This is a genomic window from Altibacter lentus (assembly GCF_000746845.1).
Lineage (GTDB): Bacteria > Bacteroidota > Bacteroidia > Flavobacteriales > Flavobacteriaceae > Altibacter > Altibacter lentus.
In genome coordinates this window covers 1,470,654-1,490,325 of sequence record NZ_KN050846.1, presented here as the reverse complement: position 1 = coordinate 1,490,325, position 19,672 = coordinate 1,470,654, and the positions used below count along the sequence as shown (strand labels likewise).

The 19,672-nt window shown below is 43.5% G+C and carries 13 protein-coding genes and 2 tRNA genes; 12 read left to right on the top strand and 3 right to left on the bottom strand.

The annotated features are described in order from the left end of the window. The first annotated feature begins 6 nt into the window (after positions 1–6). The 5 genes from nhaD (at position 7) to JS40_RS06975 (ending at position 4,731) form a co-directional block, all read left to right on the top strand. Positions 7–1,389 carry a sodium:proton antiporter NhaD gene (gene nhaD / locus JS40_RS06995; protein WP_034259399.1) on the top strand — a complete coding sequence of 461 codons (1,383 nt, stop codon included), beginning with the start codon at positions 7–9 and terminating at the stop codon, positions 1,387–1,389. A 48-nt stretch (positions 1,390–1,437) separates the two neighbouring features. Further along, positions 1,438–2,139 (top strand): MotA/TolQ/ExbB proton channel family protein, encoded by a 702-nt coding sequence (locus JS40_RS06990; RefSeq protein WP_034259398.1) that lies wholly within the window; start codon positions 1,438–1,440, stop codon positions 2,137–2,139. Further along, positions 2,139–2,531 carry an ExbD/TolR family protein gene (locus tag JS40_RS06985; protein ID WP_034259396.1) on the top strand — a complete coding sequence of 131 codons (393 nt, stop codon included), beginning with the start codon at positions 2,139–2,141 and terminating at the stop codon, positions 2,529–2,531. The genes JS40_RS06990 and JS40_RS06985 overlap by 1 nt, the downstream gene beginning before the upstream one ends. A gap of 132 nt (positions 2,532–2,663) precedes the next feature. After that, positions 2,664–3,485, top strand: a complete 822-nt coding sequence (locus tag JS40_RS06980) for an energy transducer TonB (protein WP_034259395.1) — start codon at positions 2,664–2,666, stop codon at positions 3,483–3,485. A 28-nt stretch (positions 3,486–3,513) separates the two neighbouring features. Beyond that, positions 3,514–4,731, top strand: a complete 1,218-nt coding sequence (locus JS40_RS06975) for a bifunctional folylpolyglutamate synthase/dihydrofolate synthase (RefSeq protein ID WP_034259393.1) — start codon at positions 3,514–3,516, stop codon at positions 4,729–4,731. On the opposite strand, the gene JS40_RS06970 is transcribed toward JS40_RS06975, so the two are convergent. After that, positions 4,732–6,918, bottom strand: a complete 2,187-nt coding sequence (locus tag JS40_RS06970) for a transglycosylase domain-containing protein (protein ID WP_233273947.1) — start codon at positions 6,916–6,918, stop codon at positions 4,732–4,734. A gap of 241 nt (positions 6,919–7,159) precedes the next feature. Between JS40_RS06970 and JS40_RS06965 the strand changes: the two genes are divergently transcribed. Then, positions 7,160–7,234 (top strand) — tRNA-Val (locus JS40_RS06965). Between the two features lie 684 nt (positions 7,235–7,918). Further along, positions 7,919–7,993 (top strand) — tRNA-Val (locus tag JS40_RS06960). Positions 7,994–8,047: 54 nt separating this feature from the next. Here JS40_RS06960 and JS40_RS06955 read toward each other — a convergent pair. Together JS40_RS06955 and gldJ are read right to left on the bottom strand one after the other, a co-directional pair. Beyond that, positions 8,048–9,331 carry a UDP-N-acetylmuramoyl-tripeptide--D-alanyl-D-alanine ligase gene (locus JS40_RS06955; protein ID WP_034259389.1) on the bottom strand — a complete coding sequence of 428 codons (1,284 nt, stop codon included), beginning with the start codon at positions 9,329–9,331 and terminating at the stop codon, positions 8,048–8,050. 70 nt (positions 9,332–9,401) lie between these two features. After that, positions 9,402–11,078, bottom strand: a complete 1,677-nt coding sequence (gene gldJ, locus JS40_RS06950; RefSeq protein WP_034259387.1) for a gliding motility lipoprotein GldJ — start codon at positions 11,076–11,078, stop codon at positions 9,402–9,404. A 215-nt stretch (positions 11,079–11,293) separates the two neighbouring features. Here gldJ and porU point away from each other — a divergent pair, with 215 nt between their 5' ends. From porU to JS40_RS06925, 5 genes are all read left to right on the top strand, one after another. Further along, positions 11,294–15,202, top strand: coding sequence for a type IX secretion system sortase PorU (gene porU / locus JS40_RS06945; RefSeq protein ID WP_034259385.1), 3,909 nt, complete (start codon positions 11,294–11,296; stop codon positions 15,200–15,202). 35 nt (positions 15,203–15,237) lie between these two features. Then, a complete protein-coding gene (gene porV, locus JS40_RS06940; protein WP_034259384.1) occupies positions 15,238–16,401 on the top strand; it encodes a type IX secretion system outer membrane channel protein PorV in 1,164 nt (387 codons plus the stop codon). Between the two features lie 2 nt (positions 16,402–16,403). Next, positions 16,404–16,886 carry a cytidine deaminase gene (gene cdd / locus JS40_RS06935; protein ID WP_034259383.1) on the top strand — a complete coding sequence of 161 codons (483 nt, stop codon included), beginning with the start codon at positions 16,404–16,406 and terminating at the stop codon, positions 16,884–16,886. Positions 16,887–16,990: 104 nt separating this feature from the next. Then, the gene (gene pdhA / locus JS40_RS06930; protein WP_034259382.1) at positions 16,991–17,989 is read left to right on the top strand and encodes a pyruvate dehydrogenase (acetyl-transferring) E1 component subunit alpha; all 999 of its coding nucleotides are present in this window, start codon (positions 16,991–16,993) and stop codon (positions 17,987–17,989) included. A 3-nt stretch (positions 17,990–17,992) separates the two neighbouring features. Next, a complete protein-coding gene (locus JS40_RS06925) occupies positions 17,993–19,669 on the top strand; it encodes a pyruvate dehydrogenase complex dihydrolipoamide acetyltransferase (protein WP_034259381.1) in 1,677 nt (558 codons plus the stop codon). Positions 19,670–19,672: the final 3 nt, after the last annotated feature.

Genomic DNA, 19,672 nt, shown 5'->3' with positions numbered 1-19,672 from the left:
CTCGCTATGGAATCAATCATCATTTTAATTTTTGTAATTGGCTATCTCTCCATCACCCTGGAGCATCCTTTAAAACTTGATAAAACAGTGCCGGCCTTGATCATGGCGGCCCTTATTTGGGCGGTACTCGCCATTGGATTTCACAGTGGGTGGTTCGATGTGATCAACACAGAGGAGGAGGCCTTTAATTTCTTAAGTGGCGGCGAAGTGGCTGCCGAAGGTTTTAACGGCACCTTGTTGCACCACCTTGGAAAAACCGCAGAGATCCTGATCTTCTTGATTGGAGCGATGACCATCGTAGAGATCATCGACCTGCACCGCGGATTTGAGGTGTTGAAATCTGCCGTGAAGACAAAGAGTAAACGCAGACTCCTTTGGATCATTGGGGTGTTAGCTTTTATACTATCGGCTATTATCGATAACCTAACCGCCACCATCGTATTGGTTACCTTACTTCGTAAACTTATTCATGTAAAGGAAGACCGTATCTGGTATGCGGCCATGGTAGTGATCGCTGCCAATGCCGGAGGTGCCTGGTCACCTATTGGAGATGTTACCACCACCATGTTATGGATCGCCAATAAGGTAACGGCTGCCGGACTTATTGAGTTCGTCGTGCTGCCATCCATTGTATGCTTTGTGCTGCCATTCTGGATTGCAAGCTACCTAAAACCCTTTAAAGGATATATTGAAGTAGATGATAGTCCCGAGGATGAAGAAGCCGGAAGGCTGTTAAGCAGTCGCACGATGCTTTTCCTAGGGCTTGGGATGATCGTTTCAGTGCCGATCTTTAAAACACTTACACACTTGCCACCATATATAGGAATGATGTTGGCCTTGGGTGTCGTTTGGTTGGTTTCAGAATACATCCATCCCGAAGAGGATTTCAGCAAAGAACGCAGACATCTTTATTCGGCACATAAAGCACTTTCCCGAATCGAAATCTCAAGTATATTGTTCTTCCTGGGGATCTTATTGGCCGTGGCAGGTTTGGAAACTATGGTGTACGGAGTGGTAGACGGGGAAGCCGTGGGAACCCTTCGCTATCTGGCAGAAGTACTGCAAGCTGCAATTCCTAATCAGGATGTGGTTGTGATCCTTTTGGGTATCCTCTCCGCAATCATCGATAATGTACCGCTGGTAGCAGCTTCTATGGGAATGTATGAATCTCCTACCGATTCGGTGCTATGGCACTTTATTGCGTATTCGGCCGGTACCGGAGGAAGTATGCTCATCATTGGTTCTGCCGCAGGGGTTGCCGCTATGGGTATGGAAAGGATCGATTTCATTTGGTATCTTAAGAAAATAGCTTGGCTGGCCTTTATAGGGTTTATTGCCGGTGCTGGTGTATTCTTGTTGTTCGAGCGGGTGATATTTCATCACGTGTAACAATTTCTGGTATCATATCACGTTATTCAATTAAATTAAAAACAATCTATGCTAAACTTCTTTATTCAGGAGGGTGTCGACCCCGCCTTACAAGAATTGGAACCTGAAGTAACCGAAAAGACACTGTCTATCATGGAACTCCTTATGAATGGAGGCCTTGGAGGACAAATTATTATAGGAGTACTTTTTGTCCTGCTCTTTGTTGCAGTATACATCTATTTCGAACGCTTGTTTGCCATCAAGGCAGCTTCTAAAATGGACAGCAACTTCATGAATCAAATTCGGGATAATGTGGCTACAGGCAACATTCAGGCAGCGAAGGTACTGTGTGCGCAGCAAAATAGTCCTGTCTCACGTCTTACCGAAAAGGGGATCTCACGTATTGGAAGTCCCTTAGAAGATATCAATACGGCTATTGAAAATGCCGGACGCCTGGAAGTTTACAAACTGGAGAAGAATGTAAGTATTCTGGCAACCATCGCCGGAGCGGCACCCATGATAGGGTTCTTAGGAACGGTGATTGGAATGGTACTTGCTTTCCATCAACTGGCGACAAGTAGCGGACAAGCAGAAATGGGAACACTTGCCGAAGGGATCTATACAGCCATGACCACCACGGTGGCAGGACTTATTGTAGGGATCATCGCCTATATTGGTTACAACCATATTGTCGTGCGTACCGATAAGGTCGTTCACCAAATGGAAGCGAATGCTGTAGATTTCTTAGACCTGTTAAACGAACCTGCATAATGAATTTACGAGGGAGAAATAAAGTAAGTGCCGAGTTCAGTATGAGTTCCATGACAGACATCGTTTTCCTGTTACTGGTGTTCTTCCTGCTCACGTCTCCGGCCGTGACTCCGGACGCACTGGATCTTATCCTTCCTAAAGCCAAAGGGAAAAGTTCCAATGTGCAAAAAGCTTCCGTGAGCATCACGAAAGATGGAGCATATTATGTAAATAAAGAACGTGTTTCCGAATATAACATCGAAACCGAACTAAAGAACGCCCTCGCAGGGCAGGAGGAGCCTACCATCATCCTTCGGGCCGAAGAAGGCGTGCCAATCGAAGATGCCGTCTTCGTCATGGATATCGCCAATAAGAATAATTTTAAGGTAGTACTCGCTGTTCGTCCCAATTAGGGCGTTACCCCGCCGCCGGCAGGGTCAGGCTTTCGCTGCTACACGGTAGCTTAGCTCAATCCTTAACGCGGTCCCTATCAGTAAAAAATGGCATAATAAATGTAATTACTTCAACGATCAAAATTTGAGACCTTGAGCCTTTTAGACACCAAACATAAAAGAAAGAGCATGACGATCACGGTGGTCCTCCATCTCATCATACTCTTGCTGCTTTTTTATGTAGGGATGACCTACTTGGATCCGCCTTTGGAACAGGGAATTGCGGTTAATTTCGGGACGACCGATGAGGGCAGCGGAAACATTCAGCCTACCGAAGCGATCAACTCAGCTCCCAAGCGATCCGAGCCGGAACCGGTTGCTCAACCCAAATCCGAGATCAAGGAGGAAGTCGTTACTCAGGATAACGAGGACGCACCCGTGATTAAAAAGGAAGAGACCAAGAAGGAGCAGAAAGAAACACCCAAAAAGATCGAGCCTAAAAAGGAACCGCCAAAAAAACCCGATCCCAAACCCGATAAATCGACCAGCGATGCACTCTCAAGCCTAATTAACGGTCCAAAGAGCGAGGGTACGGCAAAAGGGGGTGAAGGAGACGACAATAAGCCCGGGGATAAAGGAGATCCCAATGGTGACCCCAATGCAAGCAGCTATTACGGTACCGGTAAAGGTTTGGATGGAGACGGGAATTACCTCTTAGGAGGCCGAAAAGCACTCAACAAAGAAAAATTTGTACAGGATTGCAACGAAGCCGGAATTGTGGTGGTAAGTATTGAGGTAGACCGAAGCGGAAGAGTTATAAGTGCAACTCCCGGTGTGAGAGGTACGACCAATAACTCTGATTGTCTTAAGGAACCGGCGAAGCGGGCAGCCCTGGCCACACGGTTTAATGCCGACGATAAAGCTCCGGCAAAACAGATAGGGAAGATCATCTACCGATTCAAACTTTCTGAGTAAATTTAGGGCCTCTAAACCCTGTATACCTATTAACTATACTAAGACCATAGCGTGGTTGTTCGAACAGCTTCCCATGTACCAGCGCGTGGGACAATCGGCCTATAAAGCCAATTTAGACAATACCCTGCAGCTGGCAGACTACCTCAATCACCCAGAAGGTAGCTTTAAAAGTATTCATGTCGCCGGGACCAATGGTAAAGGTTCCACAAGTCACATGTTGGCTTCGGTCTTGCAGGAAGCAGGATATAAGGTAGGTCTCTATACCTCACCGCATCTCAAGGACTTTCGCGAACGCATAAAGATCAACGGGACCATGATCCCTAAACACAAGGTCGCCTCCTTTGTAAAACAACACAAACCCTTCTTTGAGTCACACAGTCTTTCTTTTTTTGAAATGACGGTAGGATTGGCCTTCGATCACTTCCGAAGCGAACAAGTAGATATTGCTGTGGTGGAAGTAGGGATGGGAGGACGTTGGGACAGCACGAACATAATCACCCCGGAAGTTTCAGTAATCACGAATATTGGTTTAGATCACACCCAATTCTTGGGAACCACCTTGAGACGGATCGCCGGAGAGAAAGCTGGTATAATAAAGAAAAATATACCTGTGGTGATCGGGGAACGACATGAGGCTACTACAACTGTATTCGAGCAGATCGCTGGAGAGAAAAATGCACCAATAGTTTTTGCCGAAGACATCCCGTATCGCGACTATGCTTCAGATCTTAAGGGGACCTATCAGCAAAAGAACAAACACACGGTGATCACTGCGTTAAGAATCCTTCAAGAACAAGGATGGAACATTTCTGAAGAATCCATTATCAAAGGCATGGGCCGAGTGGTACGTAATACCGGTTTGATGGGAAGGTGGCAATTGCTAGGTACACGCCCAAAGATCATTTGTGACACGGCCCATAACAAAGATGGGATTCGGCTGGTACTCGAACAACTAAAAAAGGAAGTCTTTCAACAAATGCATATCGTTCTGGGAGTCGTGAACGACAAGGACCTTGATAGTATACTTCCGCTCTTTCCTACAACAGCCCGTTACTATTTTTGCACTCCCAATGTTCCCAGAGGTATGTCATCAAAAATCTTAGAGGAAGCCGCCAAGAATTATGCACTGTTGGGTATGGCCTATGCGAGTGTGAGTGAAGCACAGCAGGCCGCACTGAACAATGCCATGCCCGAGGACCTTGTTTTTATAGGAGGAAGCACCTTTACCGTCGCCGAAGTTGTGTAGCTAGTTTTTGGTCTTGAACCGCTTTTTCTTCTTTTTATCCGGATTAGTGAACAGCCGTTTTAAGAATCCATCCCGTTTGGTCGGCGGGCAATCCAATAATTGACGAACAGAAGGAGAAGGAGTGTCAAAACGGGCTTTTGAGATTGAGTTAAAAGAGGAGTCTTTATTTATTTTCTGAAAAAATTCTGCTACAATGGGTAAGGCTGCATTTGCTCCTTGTCCCGTAGCAGTGGTTTTAAACCCAATGCGGTGATCATCATGACCCACCCAAGTAAGAGCCACCAGGTTAGGAGTAAGTGCAACAAACCATGCGTCTTTGTTCGATTGTGTCGTACCAGTCTTGGCGGCGATATCATTAGGTAAGCCATAGGTGCTTTTTAAGCGCTGTGCTGTTCCGGACGTAGCTACGGCTTGCATCATGGAGATCATGAGTTGTTGATTGGTTTCCGAAAAAACAGGAGTCGCGGTTTCTTCCGGCGCGAATTGGGCAAGAACCGTGCCTTGGCTGTCCTCAATTTTCCGTAAGTAGTACGGGGTCGCAGCAATGCCTTTATGGGCAAAAGCGGTGTAGGCACTTGCCATTTCGAGCAATGATATTTCAGCAGTTCCTAACGCTAACGAAGGCACTTCGGGCAAGCTGGTTTTAATACCTAAGGCAGAGGCCATGTTGATCGTATTTTGAATACCGGCTTTTTCCAAGATCTTTACTGAGACTGTATTGATCGATTTACTTAAGGCGGCTGTCATGTTGTAATTCATATATTTTTCGTCCACATTACCCGAATTAGACGGAGACCAGCCCTCCATATTTTCATATACTACTTCCTGTGCCGAAAAATAATCGCAGGGCGATACACCTTGTTCCAGCGCTGTTACATATACTATAGGTTTAAAGGTAGACCCTACTTGTCGTTTGCTTTTGCTGATATGATCAAACTTATATTGTTCAAAATCGACACCGCCCACCCATGTTCGAATCGCTCCTGAAACAGGATCCAGCGATAACATGCCGGTATTCAAAAACTTTAAGCTGTGTTTAATGCTGTCGACGGTACTGGCCATGACAGTTGAATCTTTGGGAATGCCGCGCCACCACATTTTCCTTGGTTTCTCCAAAGAATCGCTAATAGCATTCTCTGTGTACCCTTGGTGTTTCAGTCGCTTGTAATGATAAGATCTTTGGATGGCATCGGTGATGATCTTTTTATTCGTTAACCACGGAGCCGTATTTCCGTATTCTTTTTCAAAACTTTTCTGAAGTTGCGTCATGTGCGTTGTCACGGCTTCTTCGGCATACAGTTGCAAGGTCTTATCAAGTGTGGTGTAAATTTTTAACCCGCTTGTATACAAATTGAGTTTTGTGCCGTACTTTGACTGCTCTTCGGTCCATTTCAGCAGATGATTCCGCACTTCTTCTCTAAAATAGGTGGCAATACCCCGTTCCTCATCGTAAGCACCGTAGTTAAGCTTTAGGGAGTCTGAAACGAATTTTTGGTAGGATAGGTCACTCAAAAATCCGTATTTTTTCATTTGAAAGAGCACTGTATTTCTTCTGGAGCGACTTCGTTCGGGATGATTTCGAGGATCGTAGGTAGAACTCGCCTTTAAGGTTCCTATAAGCGTGGCTGCTTCAGAAACAGAAAGCTCCTTTGTGTGTTTGTTGAAGAATTTTAATGCGGCACTCTCAATACCATAGGTATTACCGCTAAACGGTACAGTGTTGAAATACAGCTCCAAAATTTCTTCCTTATTGTATAATCGCTCCAAACGCCGGGCGATAATGATCTCTTTGGTCTTCACCACCGGGAGTGTTAAAAACCCGTAGTCCTTTCTGCTGAAGAGATTTTTCGAAAGTTGCTGGGTGAGGGTACTGCCGCCTCCACTGCTGGCATCTTGCAATAAAATGGTTTTGAAAAAGACCCTTAAGAAACTTTTTAGATCCACTCCGGAATGTTCGTAGTAACGCACATCCTCGGTTGCGATCAAAGCATCGACAGTATGCTGCGGAATTTGGTCGAAAGCGATGGGTTGACGATCTGCCAGATAGAATTTACCCAACAATTCATCGTTGACATCGTATATTTCTGAAGCTTTATATTGTGATAACTCCTGTAATTCTTTAGATGACGGAATAGGGCCCCACCCTCCAAAATAGACTGTAGCCACAAACAGACTAACTAAAAGCATAAGGATTCCTATACCTTTAATTAGATAGCCTAATGGCTTTTTAAGTTTCTTCGTGAAGTGCATTTATGTCCTTTGGGTGCTGCAAAATAAAGCAATAGAAGGAGGGACTCACAGCGTTTTAACGTAACTTTATAAGACGTATTGGAGGTGATGGAATAAAATGCTGCATTTTTTACTTTTTTTCACATTATTAATTTGCGGGAAATAAAAACTAACTTATATTTGCAACCGCTAACAAGTGGGGCAATTAGCTCAGTTGGTTCAGAGCACCTCGTTTACACCGAGGGGGTCGGGGGTTCGAATCCCTCATTGCCCACATCAAGCACAATCCCGATGAGAAACTCATCGGGATTTTTGTTTTCAAAATTCCCGAACTGAAAGTTCGAGGGAATTGAGAAAATAAAAATCTATAGTGCGCAGCACTTGGGGTTGTATTTGCAGTCGTGGTTTCATTGTAGGGATCACAGCGTAATCCCTAAAATTCCCGAACTGAAAGTTCGAGGGAATTGAGAAAATAAAAATCTATAGTGCGAAGCACTTGGGATTGTATTTGCAGTCGTGGTTTCATTTTAGGGATCACAGCGTAATCCCTAAGATTCCCGAACTGAAAGTTCGAGGGAATTGAGAAAATAAAAATCTATAATGCGAAGCACTTGTGATTGTATTTGCAGTCGTGGTTTCATTGTAGGGATCACAGGGTAATCCCTAAGATTCCCGAACTGAAAGTTCGATGGAATTGAGAAAATAAAAATCTATAGTGCGAAGCACTTGGGATTGTATTTGCAGTCGTGGTTTCATTGTAGGGATCACAGGGTAATCCCTAAGATTCCCGAACTGAAAGTTCGAGAGAATTGAGAAAATAAAAATCTATAGTGCGTAGCACTTGTGATTGTATTTGCAGTCGTACAGAGAGTATTTAAATAACTGAATATTTGAATTAAATTATAGGATAAGATGTTTCGGGGATTTTTTATTTTCGATATCTTTGAAGATCTGTAGAGGGCCATTAACTCAGTTGGTTCAGAGTGTCACGTCGACAACGTGGAAGTCATTGGTTCGAATCCAATATGGCCCACGAAAAATCCATCCTGAAAAGGATGGATTTTTTTATTTACGAAGACAAACATTTCTACTGTAATAGTTCCAGAATTCGCTCTAAGGCCATCCCTCTTGAAGCTTTAATAAGAATGAGGCTGTCCTTTGGTTTTATTGACGGGAATGCTTTTTTAAACGCATCGAACGTTTCAAAACGATGTATAGACGATGCAGTGGTCTTTGTTTTAGCAAAATTACTGCCAATGAGGTATGCCTCTCCAAATGCATGTCGTTCCAGATAAGAAGCGATAAACTGATGTTCGGTTGGGGCGTCATCACCTAATTCAAACATATCACCCAAATACATCACTTTATTGGCGCCTTTAGCCTGTTTCATGTTTTCAAGAGCCGCTAACATACTCGTAGGGTTCGCATTATAGGCATCCATAATAATAGTATTGGTTCCTTTTGCGATGAGTTGTGATCTGTTATTTGTAGGAATATACGCTTCTATTGCCTGTTTTATTTTTTCTGAAGAAACACCAAAGTGTTCCCCCATACTTATGGCTGCGGCGATATTATGAAAATTATAGGAACCGATAAGATTGGTTTGGATCTTCAGTTTATTATACGCTACCACCAGTTTATTGGATGCTTCCTTTAATTTAATAGTCATGTCCTGTTCGGATTCGCCAAAGGTGACACGGCGCATTTTTCTTGTGAGTTCAAGTTGTTTTTCATCCTGTGCGTTCACAAAGACCGTCTTTTTGTGGGCATTGAGGTATTGATAGAGTTCAGATTTACCTTTAATTACTCCTTCGATACCACCAAAACCTTCTAAGTGAGCCTTTCCAAAATTTGTGATATACCCGAAATCCGGCTGTGCGATCTCGCAGAGTGCGGCTATCTCTTTCCTGTGGTTTGCCCCCATCTCAACGATACCAATTTCCGTAGATGCATTCATGGTAAGTAAGGTGAGCGGTACACCAATATGATTGTTAAGGTTGCCTTTGGTAGCCACGGTATTGAACTTTTGGGATAAGACAGCATTGATGAGTTCTTTGGTAGTTGTCTTACCATTGCTCCCGGTAAGTGCAATTACAGGAAGTCCTAGTTTCTTACGGTGGTAAGCAGCAAGTTTTTGTAAAAGAGCAAGTGCATCTCCGTGCAGAATGGTCTCGCCTGTGTTCTTGTGATAGCGCATGTCATCGACAACTACCTTGTAAGCACCTTTGTCCAAAGCTTCTTGAGCAAACTCGTTTCCATTGAAACTATCGCCTTTAAGCGCAAAGAACAAGCATTTTTTAGTGATGACACGTGTGTCTGTACAAACACCCGAACTATTTAAAAAAGTTTTGTAAAGAGATTCTATTCGCATGGATTAAAAATACTAAAAAAGCCCTTTGAGCATAATGCTCAAAGGGCTTTCTTTTTAAAATATATATTGCTTAATTTCTTGGACGTTTTCCTTTTTTGGATTTTGATCCTACACGCGACATTGCACATCTGAATCCGATATAATCGGTTGCCATGTCCTGAGGGAAATAACGACGTTGCGCCGGATCTAACCAATAATCACGATCTCTCCATGAGCCTCCTTTGTAAACGCGAACCTCGTTGTCGATCAAAGTGGTTCTGCTGGAAGATTCATCGTACTTTCGTTCCAAAGTACCGGTGCTGTCTGCGTATACTTTGTGCTTAGGAGAGTTGTACATTCGCTTCGTATCTTCTTCTTCTCCTTCACTGTCATCTGCGAACGACTGATAGTATCGTGTTGAGCGTTTATCACCATCGCGATAATCTCTGTTATCACTGTCTGAGAAATTAGTTCTTAAGTACGTTTCAGTTTCGTCTACCGGAACCTGCAGGATTTCTCCGGGAAGATTTCTTGCTATAATTTTTCCGTTACTCAATGTGTCATAGACAATAGAATCTGCGGTGATTATCTTTACCTTTCCATCTTTGTCAATGGCATTCTTGGTATATACGTTTCCGCGATAATAGTTAAAATCGTTGAACTCATCATCAACAATAGGACGATATACATCGGCCACCCATTCTGCAACGTTTCCGGCCATGTCGTAGAGTCCGTAATCATTAGGTTCGTAGGACTTTACTTCCGCAGTGATATCAGCTCCGTCATCACTCCATCCTGCAATACCTCCGTAATCACCATCACCTTGTTTGAAATTTGCCAATTGATCGCCACGAGTTCTTCTGGAACCGGAACGTGTGTATTGACCATCCCATGGATATTTCTTTCTACCTCTGTATACATTGTAACTACGTAATCCAACAAGGCCTAAAGCGGCATATTCCCACTCAGCTTCAGTTGGAAGACGGTAATCCGGTAAAAGCAATCCGTCTTTTCTTTGAATATACAGGTTGGTACTGTCTTCACTTCTTTTCAGCAATGCTTCCGAACGCTTACCACCACGAGTAATAGAATCGCTTCCGCCGTAGGTTTGGGTAGGGGCATTTAGATAGGTATCTGTGTTGAAAGTTTGACCGGGTTCTACATCATATCGGGCATTACGAGCAGTAATTCCCTCTTCTTCCAAGATAAGTTCGTTCACGCGATCTGTTCTCCAGTTGCTGAACTCTACGGCCTGGATCCAACTCACACCAACTACCGGATAATCGGCATAGGCTGGGTGACGAAGGTAATTATTGGTCATTACTTCATTATAACCCAAACGGTTTCTCCACACAAGGGTGTCGGGCAGTGCTCCTTCATAAATTCTTCTAAAGTTTTCGTCTTCCGGAGGAAATACTCCTTTGATCCAGTCTAAGTATTCCAAATACATCAAGTTGGTTACTTCAGTCTCGTCCATATAGAAAGATTGAACGTGCTGCTGTGTTGGGGTGTTGTTCCAATCGTGCATAGGATCATCCTGCACTTTTCCCATAGTGTATGTTCCACCTTCAATAAAGACCAAACCGGGGCCGGTTTCTTGTTCCTTTGCTTTAGGGTTGTACTGGAAACCACCTTCTTTGGCGTTCATTTTCCAACCGGTAGCCCTTGAACTGTTTTTGTAGTCTCTAGACTTGTTGCAACTTACTAAAAGTGATACTGCAATTACTGCAATAAATAGCTGTAATGCTAGGTTTTTTCTAAAGTTCATAGTTTCAAAATATGAAAAAATTGGGTTCGCAATATAACAATTAACGATAAAAGTGCAATAATATTTTACACATTAATGCACTGTAAGGTTCGACCGCCTAAAAGCGACCGTGATAGTAACGTACTACTTCAATATTTATTATGTGCAAATGTTAGCATAAAAAAGTTTAAAACAAAAACAATACTAAGTGTATCTTTGAAGCGTTATTGCTTATGATGAAAAGAAAATTATTTTTACTGCTTTTTATGGCGCTGCCATTCAGTATACTGGCGCAGCAAAAAAACTTCACAATAAATTGGGAAGCTTCAAAAGAAGATTCCTTTGTCAACACTATAAAACGAAATAACGGTACTGTTATTGCCAGGGAGCAGATCGCTACCATAAATCTCACGGTCACTAAAACCCGGCTCAACTACGAACAACAGTGGCGTGATACAGGTTTTGCAGATCCAAATTCTGTTTCTGTCACCGGTATTCAATATGAGGCACTGTCGGCCGATGAATTGAAAATGATCGATGTGCAGCAAGTCCCTAAAGAACTTACGTACACCATTGAAAGTTCCAGAGGAGGAGATGTTATCTATACCATGCTTTCAATTTCTCCGGTGGTCAATGGTAACAGCGGACTTCGGAAAGTCCGCTCCTTTTCGGTATCTTATAATTATAGAAGTGAGAACCGTTCTGTTAATAGAATGCCCTTAACAAATTCGGTGTTGGCGTCCGGGAATTGGTACAAATTCAAGATCGAAGAAACCGGCGTATATAGAGTAGATAAAAGTTTTCTGGCCGATCTGGGTATGAATACCGACGGGATTGATCCCAGGAATTTGAAAATATACGGTCATGGTGGGAGGGCGCTTTCGCAACTAAATGCAGACAATGAGCCCATTGATCTGCCGGAGACCGCTATACAAGTAATAGGTGAGGAAGATGGTTCTTTCGATGCCGGAGACCATATTCTATTTTATGGAATCGGGACAAAGGGGTATGATCTTCAAAATGATACCAATGAGAATCCGTATGCCGATGAAACCTATTATTACGTGACGGCCGATGGAAGTCCCGGAAGACGCGTTCAAACACTAGTAGAGCCAAGTGCACCGGCGAACAATCCACCCATCACTACATTTCACGATTACAAATTTTTTGAGGAAAATGAAGAAAGCCCTTCTAAGCTTGGACGACGCTGGTTTGGTAATCGTTTTGATATTGAGAGTGAACAATCGTTTGAGTTTACCTTTCCAAATATAGTATCCGGAGCGCCACTTCATATTAAGGTAAAAGCGGCCGCGGCGGGAGAAAACAGCACCTCAATGGCTTTAACGATCAATGGTAGCAGCCTGAACCCTTTAATGTTTTCGGCATTAGGGTCTACACTTTACTTGTCTACTGCCAGTTTTGACACCATGGCAGATCAAGTGGTCATTCCTGCTTCGTCAGAAACCGTGACCGTTGATCTTACGTACAATAATGGAGGTAATCCATCAAGTATCGGGTACTTAGACTATATAAGCGTGGAAGCTTTACGCCAATTGGTGGGTGTAGACGGTCAATTGCAGTTCAAAAATAATTCGGTAAGAACCCTTTCGGGCATTAGTGAGTACCAAATTGGGAATGCATCACAGTTTACACAAGTATGGGATGTGACCAATCCTGAAGCAATTTCAGCAAAACAAAATGAGGGCAATAGTTCTTCTTTCGTTTTTAAAGCTGCTATGGGAGAACTTAGAAACTATGTCGCCATCAACCCAAACGATTATTATTCGCCCAGCAAAGGAAGTGAGACTCGTGTGGCCAATCAAAACTTAAAAGGGACGATTTTTTCAGATGGGTCCGGGAATTTTAAAGATGTAGATTACATAATCGTTACGGCACCTTTCTTAATTCAACCGGCTTTGCGCCTTGCTAACCTTCACCAAACAGTCAACGGCTTAAATGTTAAGGTGGTTACTACCGACCGTATTTATGAAGAATTCAATTCTGGGAAACAAGATATCGCCGCCATTCGAAACTTTGTTCGATACGTCTACAAGAATGCGTCTTCCCCCGATAAACGGTTGAAGTATCTGTGCCTGTTTGGCGACACTTCGGTGGATTACAAGAATAGGTTTGCTAATAATAACAACATTGTTCCCACATTTCATACGCTTCTAAGCACAAGTTCATCCAATTCATTTATGAGTGATGATTACTTCGGAAACTTAGATAGTAACGAAGGAACCATTGGTGGAGAAGTCCCTATTCCTTTTACTAACGACAGACTTATCGATCGTGACAAATTGGATATTGCTGTGGGAAGAATGATTGCTGATGAGGTCCTCGTAGCAAATCAGCTGGTGGACAAGGTGGAAAATTATCTCTCTAAGAGCTCTTACGGGAATTGGCGTACTAACTTTGTGTTGATCTCAGATGATGTGGATGAAGAGTATGAGTACGAAGATTTAGAAGTGAACCTCGATCGATTGGGGGACACCATCTCCGCTGAGAAACCATTTATTAATGTGAAGAAAATTCACAGTGATGCCTATCAGCAGGAAAGCTCGGCAGGCGGCGATCGCTATCCGGAAGTTAAGGAAGCCATCAAGAATGCTATTGAAGTAGGAGCGCTGGTAGTGAATTATTTTGGACATGGAGGTGAGGACGGCTTGGCAAAAGAATTTATTTATACGAAGGAAGTGGCCACCGGACTCAGAAATAAGGATCGCTATCCCTGCATCATTACCGTAACTTGTGAATTCACAAAGTTTGATAATCCATTTCGTGTCACGGCGGGAGAACTTACCTTCTGGAATCGAGAAGGGGGAGCGATTAGCCTTATCACAACTACAAGGTCCATCTTTGTTTCATTGGGTGTGGAGTTCAATCAAAAACTGGCATCCGAACTCTTCGGATTTGGCACTACCGATTATAATACCCCTGCCGAATCATTACGTCGTTCCAAAAACAGAATATCGAATAACCTAAGACGTGTGGTGTTTTACATAGGAGACCCTGCATTACATCTGGCTTTTCCGGCTCCGGAAGTACGTTTAACCGAGTTGAACGGAGTACCCATTGGCCAGGCGACAGATACACTTAAAGCCTTGGGACGCGTTCGTATGAAGGGTGAAGTCGTGGATGAATCCGGGGCCTTACTTTCAGACTATAATGGGGTGGTGGAGGTAAAACTTTTCGATAAGAAAGTTCAACGGCAGACCTTAGGGAATGACGGTGTGCGTGAAAACCCGCCAAACGGTCCTCTGCTCATTTTGAATTTCACCACCTTGGGTGAGATCCTTTTCAACGGTCAAGCAACGGCTACCAATGGAGTCTTCGAATTTGAGTTTGTAATGCCGCGAGATACTCAAATACCTATAGGCACGGGTCGTCTTAGTTTGTATTCTCAACAAAATAACGCATTGGTCGATCAAACGGGTTATAATTTAGACCTTCAAGTGGGAGGGTTAAATGAAAATGCTGCCGAAGATAATGAAGGGCCGCTTATAAGGTTGTTCATGAACGACGAGAGTTTTGTATCCGGTGGGGTTACCAACGATTCACCTATATTGATCGCAAAACTGGAGGACGAGAACGGGATCAATACAGCGAGTGGTATCGGGCATGACATGATCGCTATCTTAGATGGTGATGAAGCGAATCCTTTTGTGGTCAATGAATACTATCAAGCCGAGGTCGATGATTTTACGAAAGGAAAAGCGACCTATAGACTCAGGGATTTGGAAGAAGGTTTACATACCCTAACCTTTAAGGCTTGGGATGTGTATAACAATAGTTCTACAGCCGAGATCCAATTTATAGTAGCGGGAGATGACTCTCTGGAAATTACTCGGGTGTTAAACTATCCAAACCCTTTTGTAAATTATACCGAATTCTGGTTCAATCACAATCGTCCTTTCGAGCCGCTTGAAGTACAGGTTCAGGTCTTTACGGTTACCGGAAAAGTGGTCTGGACAAAGAATCAAATGGTCACTACCGATGGGTTCCTGTCGCGTGATATTGTATGGAATGGACTGGATGATTTTGGGGATAAAATTGGAAAAGGAGTCTATGTATACAAGATTACAGTGAAATCTACGTTAACCAATCAGCGGGTTGAAAAATTCGAAAAACTGGTTATCCTTTAAATATTAAAAATTATATTTGTCAAAATTTATACCTCATGAAGAAATTTCTGATACCAATATTGGTTGGTTTAGTAGTATGTAACCTTTCAGCACAAGACAATTCCACAGAAGAACAACGAGTTATCACCACAGCGGTGCCTTTTATACTAATAGCAGCCGATGCACGTGCAGCAGGTTTAGGAGATATTGGGGTAACAACGTCAGCAGACGCATTCTCACAACAGTGGAACCCGGCAAAATATGCCTTTGCCATTTCAAAGCAAGGGGTTGGGGTTACTTATACACCCTACCTTAGCAAATTGGTAAATGACATATTTTTAGGAAATCTTACCTATTATAACAGGATCAACGAGCGTAGTGCGGTAGCGGCAAGCTTGAGATATTTCAGTACCGGAGAAATCGAGTTACGTGAAACGGCAGATCAGGAGCCATTGATCGTAAATCCTAACGAATTCTTGTTTGATGTATCCTATTCGCTACGCTTAAGTGAGCGTTTCTCAATGGCTGTTGCAGGACGTTACATTAACTCTAATTTGAGATTCCCTTCACAAACTTCAGGTGACGCCAGTGCGGCAAGCACCTTTGCTGTGGATGTTGCAGGATATTACCAGAGTGAGGAAATTGCTTATAACGATTTTGACGGAAGATGGAGAGCCGGATTTAATATTTCTAACTTAGGACCAAAACTTAAGTACGACGAAACAGGACAAGAGAACAACCTTCCAACCAATCTTGCATTAGGAGGTGGTTTCGACTTTATCTTAGACGAATACAATAAGGTAGGTGTGTCTCTTGAATTGAATAAACTACTTGTTCCTACACCGCAAGATTTTGACGGTGATGGTGATATTGATGCTGAAGATGACCAAGAGTACGAGCAAATTGGTTTCTTTGAAGGAGTTTTTAAATCCTTTAACGATGCTCCCGACGGCTTTAGCGAAGAACTGAAAGAATTCACCTGGGCTTTAGGTGCCGAGTATTGGTACAACGATGTGTTTGCTTTCCGAACAGGATATTTCAACGAAAGTGACGTAAAAGGATCTAGAAAGTTCCTTTCTTTAGGTGCCGGCTTTAAGTATACTGCAATTAACATCGATCTGTCGTACCTTTTCTCTACTTCAAATGTAGTAAGCCCTTTAGAAGGGACACTCCGTTTCGGACTTACCTTCAATTTTGGGGATGAGTATGACGAATATTAGAAATGAAAAAAATAAAGATTGAAACTCATTTGGAGGTCTATGATTCGCTTCTAGAACTTCCAAAAGACATACAAGATCTTATGAATAAGGCGCAGCAAGCTCGTGAAAAGGCTTATGCGCCTTATTCGCGTTTTATGGTAGGTGCGGCGCTGCAACTGGAATCCGGTGAAACAGTCACAGGAAACAACCAGGAGAATGCAGCCTTTCCTTCAGGTCTTTGTGCAGAGCGCGTGGCCGTATTTCATGCAGGGGCTAATTATCCAAGGCAAACCATCAAACATATAGCACTTACAGTGCGGTCCCTAACGCATACGGTGAATACCCCTACACCTCCCTGTGGTGCATGCAGGCAAGCCTTGGCCGAATATGAAGTAAACCAGAAAAATCCCCTCGCTATCTATTTTATGGGAGAAACAGGACCTGTGGTAAAGGCTACTTCGGTCAAAGAACTACTGCCGCTTATATTCGACAGCTCTTATCTTTAATTATTCGACTAAAATTAAGAGATAGCTGTTTTGTAGTCCTTCAGAATATAGTATTTTTGTTATTCGTGCAATAGATTCCGTAATGGAACGATGACAACTGGTACATGAAAAAAATCACAAAGCAAACGTATCTTGACTGGTACGAACACATGCTCTTTTGGCGAAAGTTCGAAGACAAACTGGCGCAAGTCTATATCAATCAAAAAGTAAGAGGCTTTTTGCACCTTTATAACGGTCAGGAGGCTGTTCTGGCCGGATCCTTACACGCCATGGATCTAACCAAGGATAAAATGATCACCGCTTATAGAAATCACGTACAGCCTATTGGCATGGGCGTGGATCCTAAGCGTGTCATGGCAGAGCTTTACGGGAAAGCCACCGGCACCTCGCAAGGATTGGGAGGTTCTATGCACATATTCTCAAAAGAACACCGTTTTTACGGCGGCCACGGCATCGTAGGCGGTCAAATTCCATTGGGGGCAGGAATCGCTTTTGCCGACAAGTATTTCGAGCGTGACGCTGTGACGCTTACCTTTATGGGAGATGGAGCAACAAGACAAGGAGCACTGCATGAAACCTTCAATTTAGCCATGTTGTGGAAATTGCCGGTAGTCTTCTGTGTGGAGAATAACGGTTATGCCATGGGAACATCTGTGGCCCGTACGGCAAATCACACCGATATCTGGAAATTGGGTCTTGGATACGAAATGCCCTGTAAGCCCGTAGATGGAATGAAGCCCGAAGTAGTTGCCAAAGAAATGGACGAAGCTATTGAACGAGCACGACGCGGTGACGGACCTACCTTCTTGGAGATACGTACCTACAGATATCGCGGTCATTCCATGAGTGATGCACAGCATTACCGCACCAAGGAAGAAGTCGCAAAAAAGCAGGAAGAAGATCCTATCTCGTATGTGCTCAACAAGATCTACGAAAAGAAATGGGCCACGGAAGCCGATATCAAAAAAATAGACAAACGCGTTAAGGACTTGGTGACCGAGTGTGAAGAATTTGCCGAGAATTCACCATATCCCGAAAAGAATGTGATGTACGATACCGTATACGAACAGGAAGATTATCCATTTTTACCTCACAAACTATAAGCTATGGCCGAAGTAATAAACATGCCGCGATTAAGCGATACCATGGAAGAGGGAACCGTAGCCAGCTGGTTGAAAAAAGTAGGCGATACCGTTGCTGAAGGGGATATTTTAGCTGAAATCGAAACCGATAAAGCAACCATGGAATTCGAATCCTTCTATGAAGGGACCTTGTTACATATTGGTATTGCTGAAGGGGAAACAGCTAAAGTAGATACCTTGCTGGCGATCATTGGCGATAAGGATGAAGATATTTCCGAGCTTGTAAAAGGTGGTTCATCGGCTTCTGAAGCGAAAGAAGACAGTTCCAAAGCTGAAGCATCTTCAAAACAGGAAGAAAAACCTGAAACTGCTTCCGAAGAAAACAATACCGAGGATTCTGAAAGTTCAGACGACGGAAAATCCGAGCTGCCCGAGGGTGTGGAGATCATTACCATGCCACGCTTAAGCGATACCATGGAAGAGGGAACGGTGGCGAGTTGGTTAAAGAAAGAAGGCGACACCGTAGAAGAAGGTGATATTCTTGCCGAAATAGAAACCGATAAGGCCACTATGGAGTTTGAATCCTTCTATGCCGGAACCCTTTTAAAAATTGGTATTGCTGAAGGAGAAACAGCGAAGGTAGATGCCTTGCTCGCTGTAATCGGACCTAAAGGGACCGATGTTTCAGGTATTTTAGAGAATTACAAAAAGGGACCTTCTAAGAAATCCGCTTCAAAACCTTCAGAAAAAGAAGAAGCATCACAACCTTCTTCCGAAGCAAAAAAGACTTCAGAAACAACCGAAAAGAAAACCGAGAAACCAGCACAAACCCAACCGACAACTAGCCAAGATGGGGGTCGTATCTTCGCTTCTCCTTTGGCTAAAAAGATGGCAGAAGAGAAGGGGATCAATCTAAGCAGGGTACGGGGCAGTGGCGAGAACGGACGTATCATAAAGAGTGATATCGAGAATTACCAACCCGCAACGGGAGGCGCAGAAGCCTATACCCCGGTAGGAGAAGAACGTTTTGAGGAGATCAAGAACTCTCAAATGCGAAAGACCATTGCGAAACGTCTGGGAGAGTCAAAATTCACAGCACCGCATTACTACTTAACCATAGAACTGGATATGGATCATGCTATTGCGGCACGTACGGCGATCAATTCAAATCCGGAGGTCAAGATATCTTTTAACGACATGGTGGTTAAGGCATGTGCTATGGCGCTTCGTAAACATCCTCAAGTCAACAGTCAATGGACAGGAGAAGCCACCCGAATAGCAAAGCATATTCATATTGGGGTAGCCGTAGCTGTGGACGAAGGCTTATTGGTGCCTGTATTAAAGTTTGCAGACCAGATGACCTTTTCGCAAATAGGTGCTAACGTAAAAGAACTGGCCGGTAAAGCAAGAAACAAGAAAATCACTCCGCAGGAGATGGAAGGAAGTACCTTTACCGTATCCAATCTGGGGATGTTCGGTATTAAAGAATTTACATCTATTATCAACGCACCCAATTCCGCAATCTTATCGGTCGGGGCTATAGTGGAGAAACCTGTGGTAAAGAACGGAGCCATCGCAATTGGCAATACAATGACCGTAACTTTGGCCTGTGACCATCGTACAGTAGATGGTGCTACGGGAGCACAATTCTTACAAACCCTGCGACAATATATAGAGAATCCGGTAACCATGTTTGTATAGAGC

What these genes read in the sequence shown, in the direction of transcription:
- nhaD (WP_034259399.1), top strand. Translation starts at nt 7, where the DNA reads ATGGAATCAATCATCATTTTAATTTTTGTAATTGGCTATCTCTCCATC.
- JS40_RS06970 (WP_233273947.1), bottom strand. Translation starts at nt 6,918, where the DNA reads ATGCTTTTAGTTAGTCTGTTTGTGGCTACAGTCTATTTTGGAGGGTGG.
- JS40_RS06925 (WP_034259381.1), top strand. Translation starts at nt 17,993, where the DNA reads ATGGCCGAAGTAATAAACATGCCGCGATTAAGCGATACCATGGAAGAG.
- porU (WP_034259385.1), top strand. Translation starts at nt 11,294, where the DNA reads ATGAAAAGAAAATTATTTTTACTGCTTTTTATGGCGCTGCCATTCAGT.
- pdhA (WP_034259382.1), top strand. Translation starts at nt 16,991, where the DNA reads ATGAAAAAAATCACAAAGCAAACGTATCTTGACTGGTACGAACACATG.
- cdd (WP_034259383.1), top strand. Translation starts at nt 16,404, where the DNA reads ATGAAAAAAATAAAGATTGAAACTCATTTGGAGGTCTATGATTCGCTT.
- porV (WP_034259384.1), top strand. Translation starts at nt 15,238, where the DNA reads ATGAAGAAATTTCTGATACCAATATTGGTTGGTTTAGTAGTATGTAAC.
- gldJ (WP_034259387.1), bottom strand. Translation starts at nt 11,078, where the DNA reads ATGAACTTTAGAAAAAACCTAGCATTACAGCTATTTATTGCAGTAATT.
- JS40_RS06955 (WP_034259389.1), bottom strand. Translation starts at nt 9,331, where the DNA reads ATGCGAATAGAATCTCTTTACAAAACTTTTTTAAATAGTTCGGGTGTT.
- JS40_RS06990 (WP_034259398.1), top strand. Translation starts at nt 1,438, where the DNA reads ATGCTAAACTTCTTTATTCAGGAGGGTGTCGACCCCGCCTTACAAGAA.
- JS40_RS06985 (WP_034259396.1), top strand. Translation starts at nt 2,139, where the DNA reads ATGAATTTACGAGGGAGAAATAAAGTAAGTGCCGAGTTCAGTATGAGT.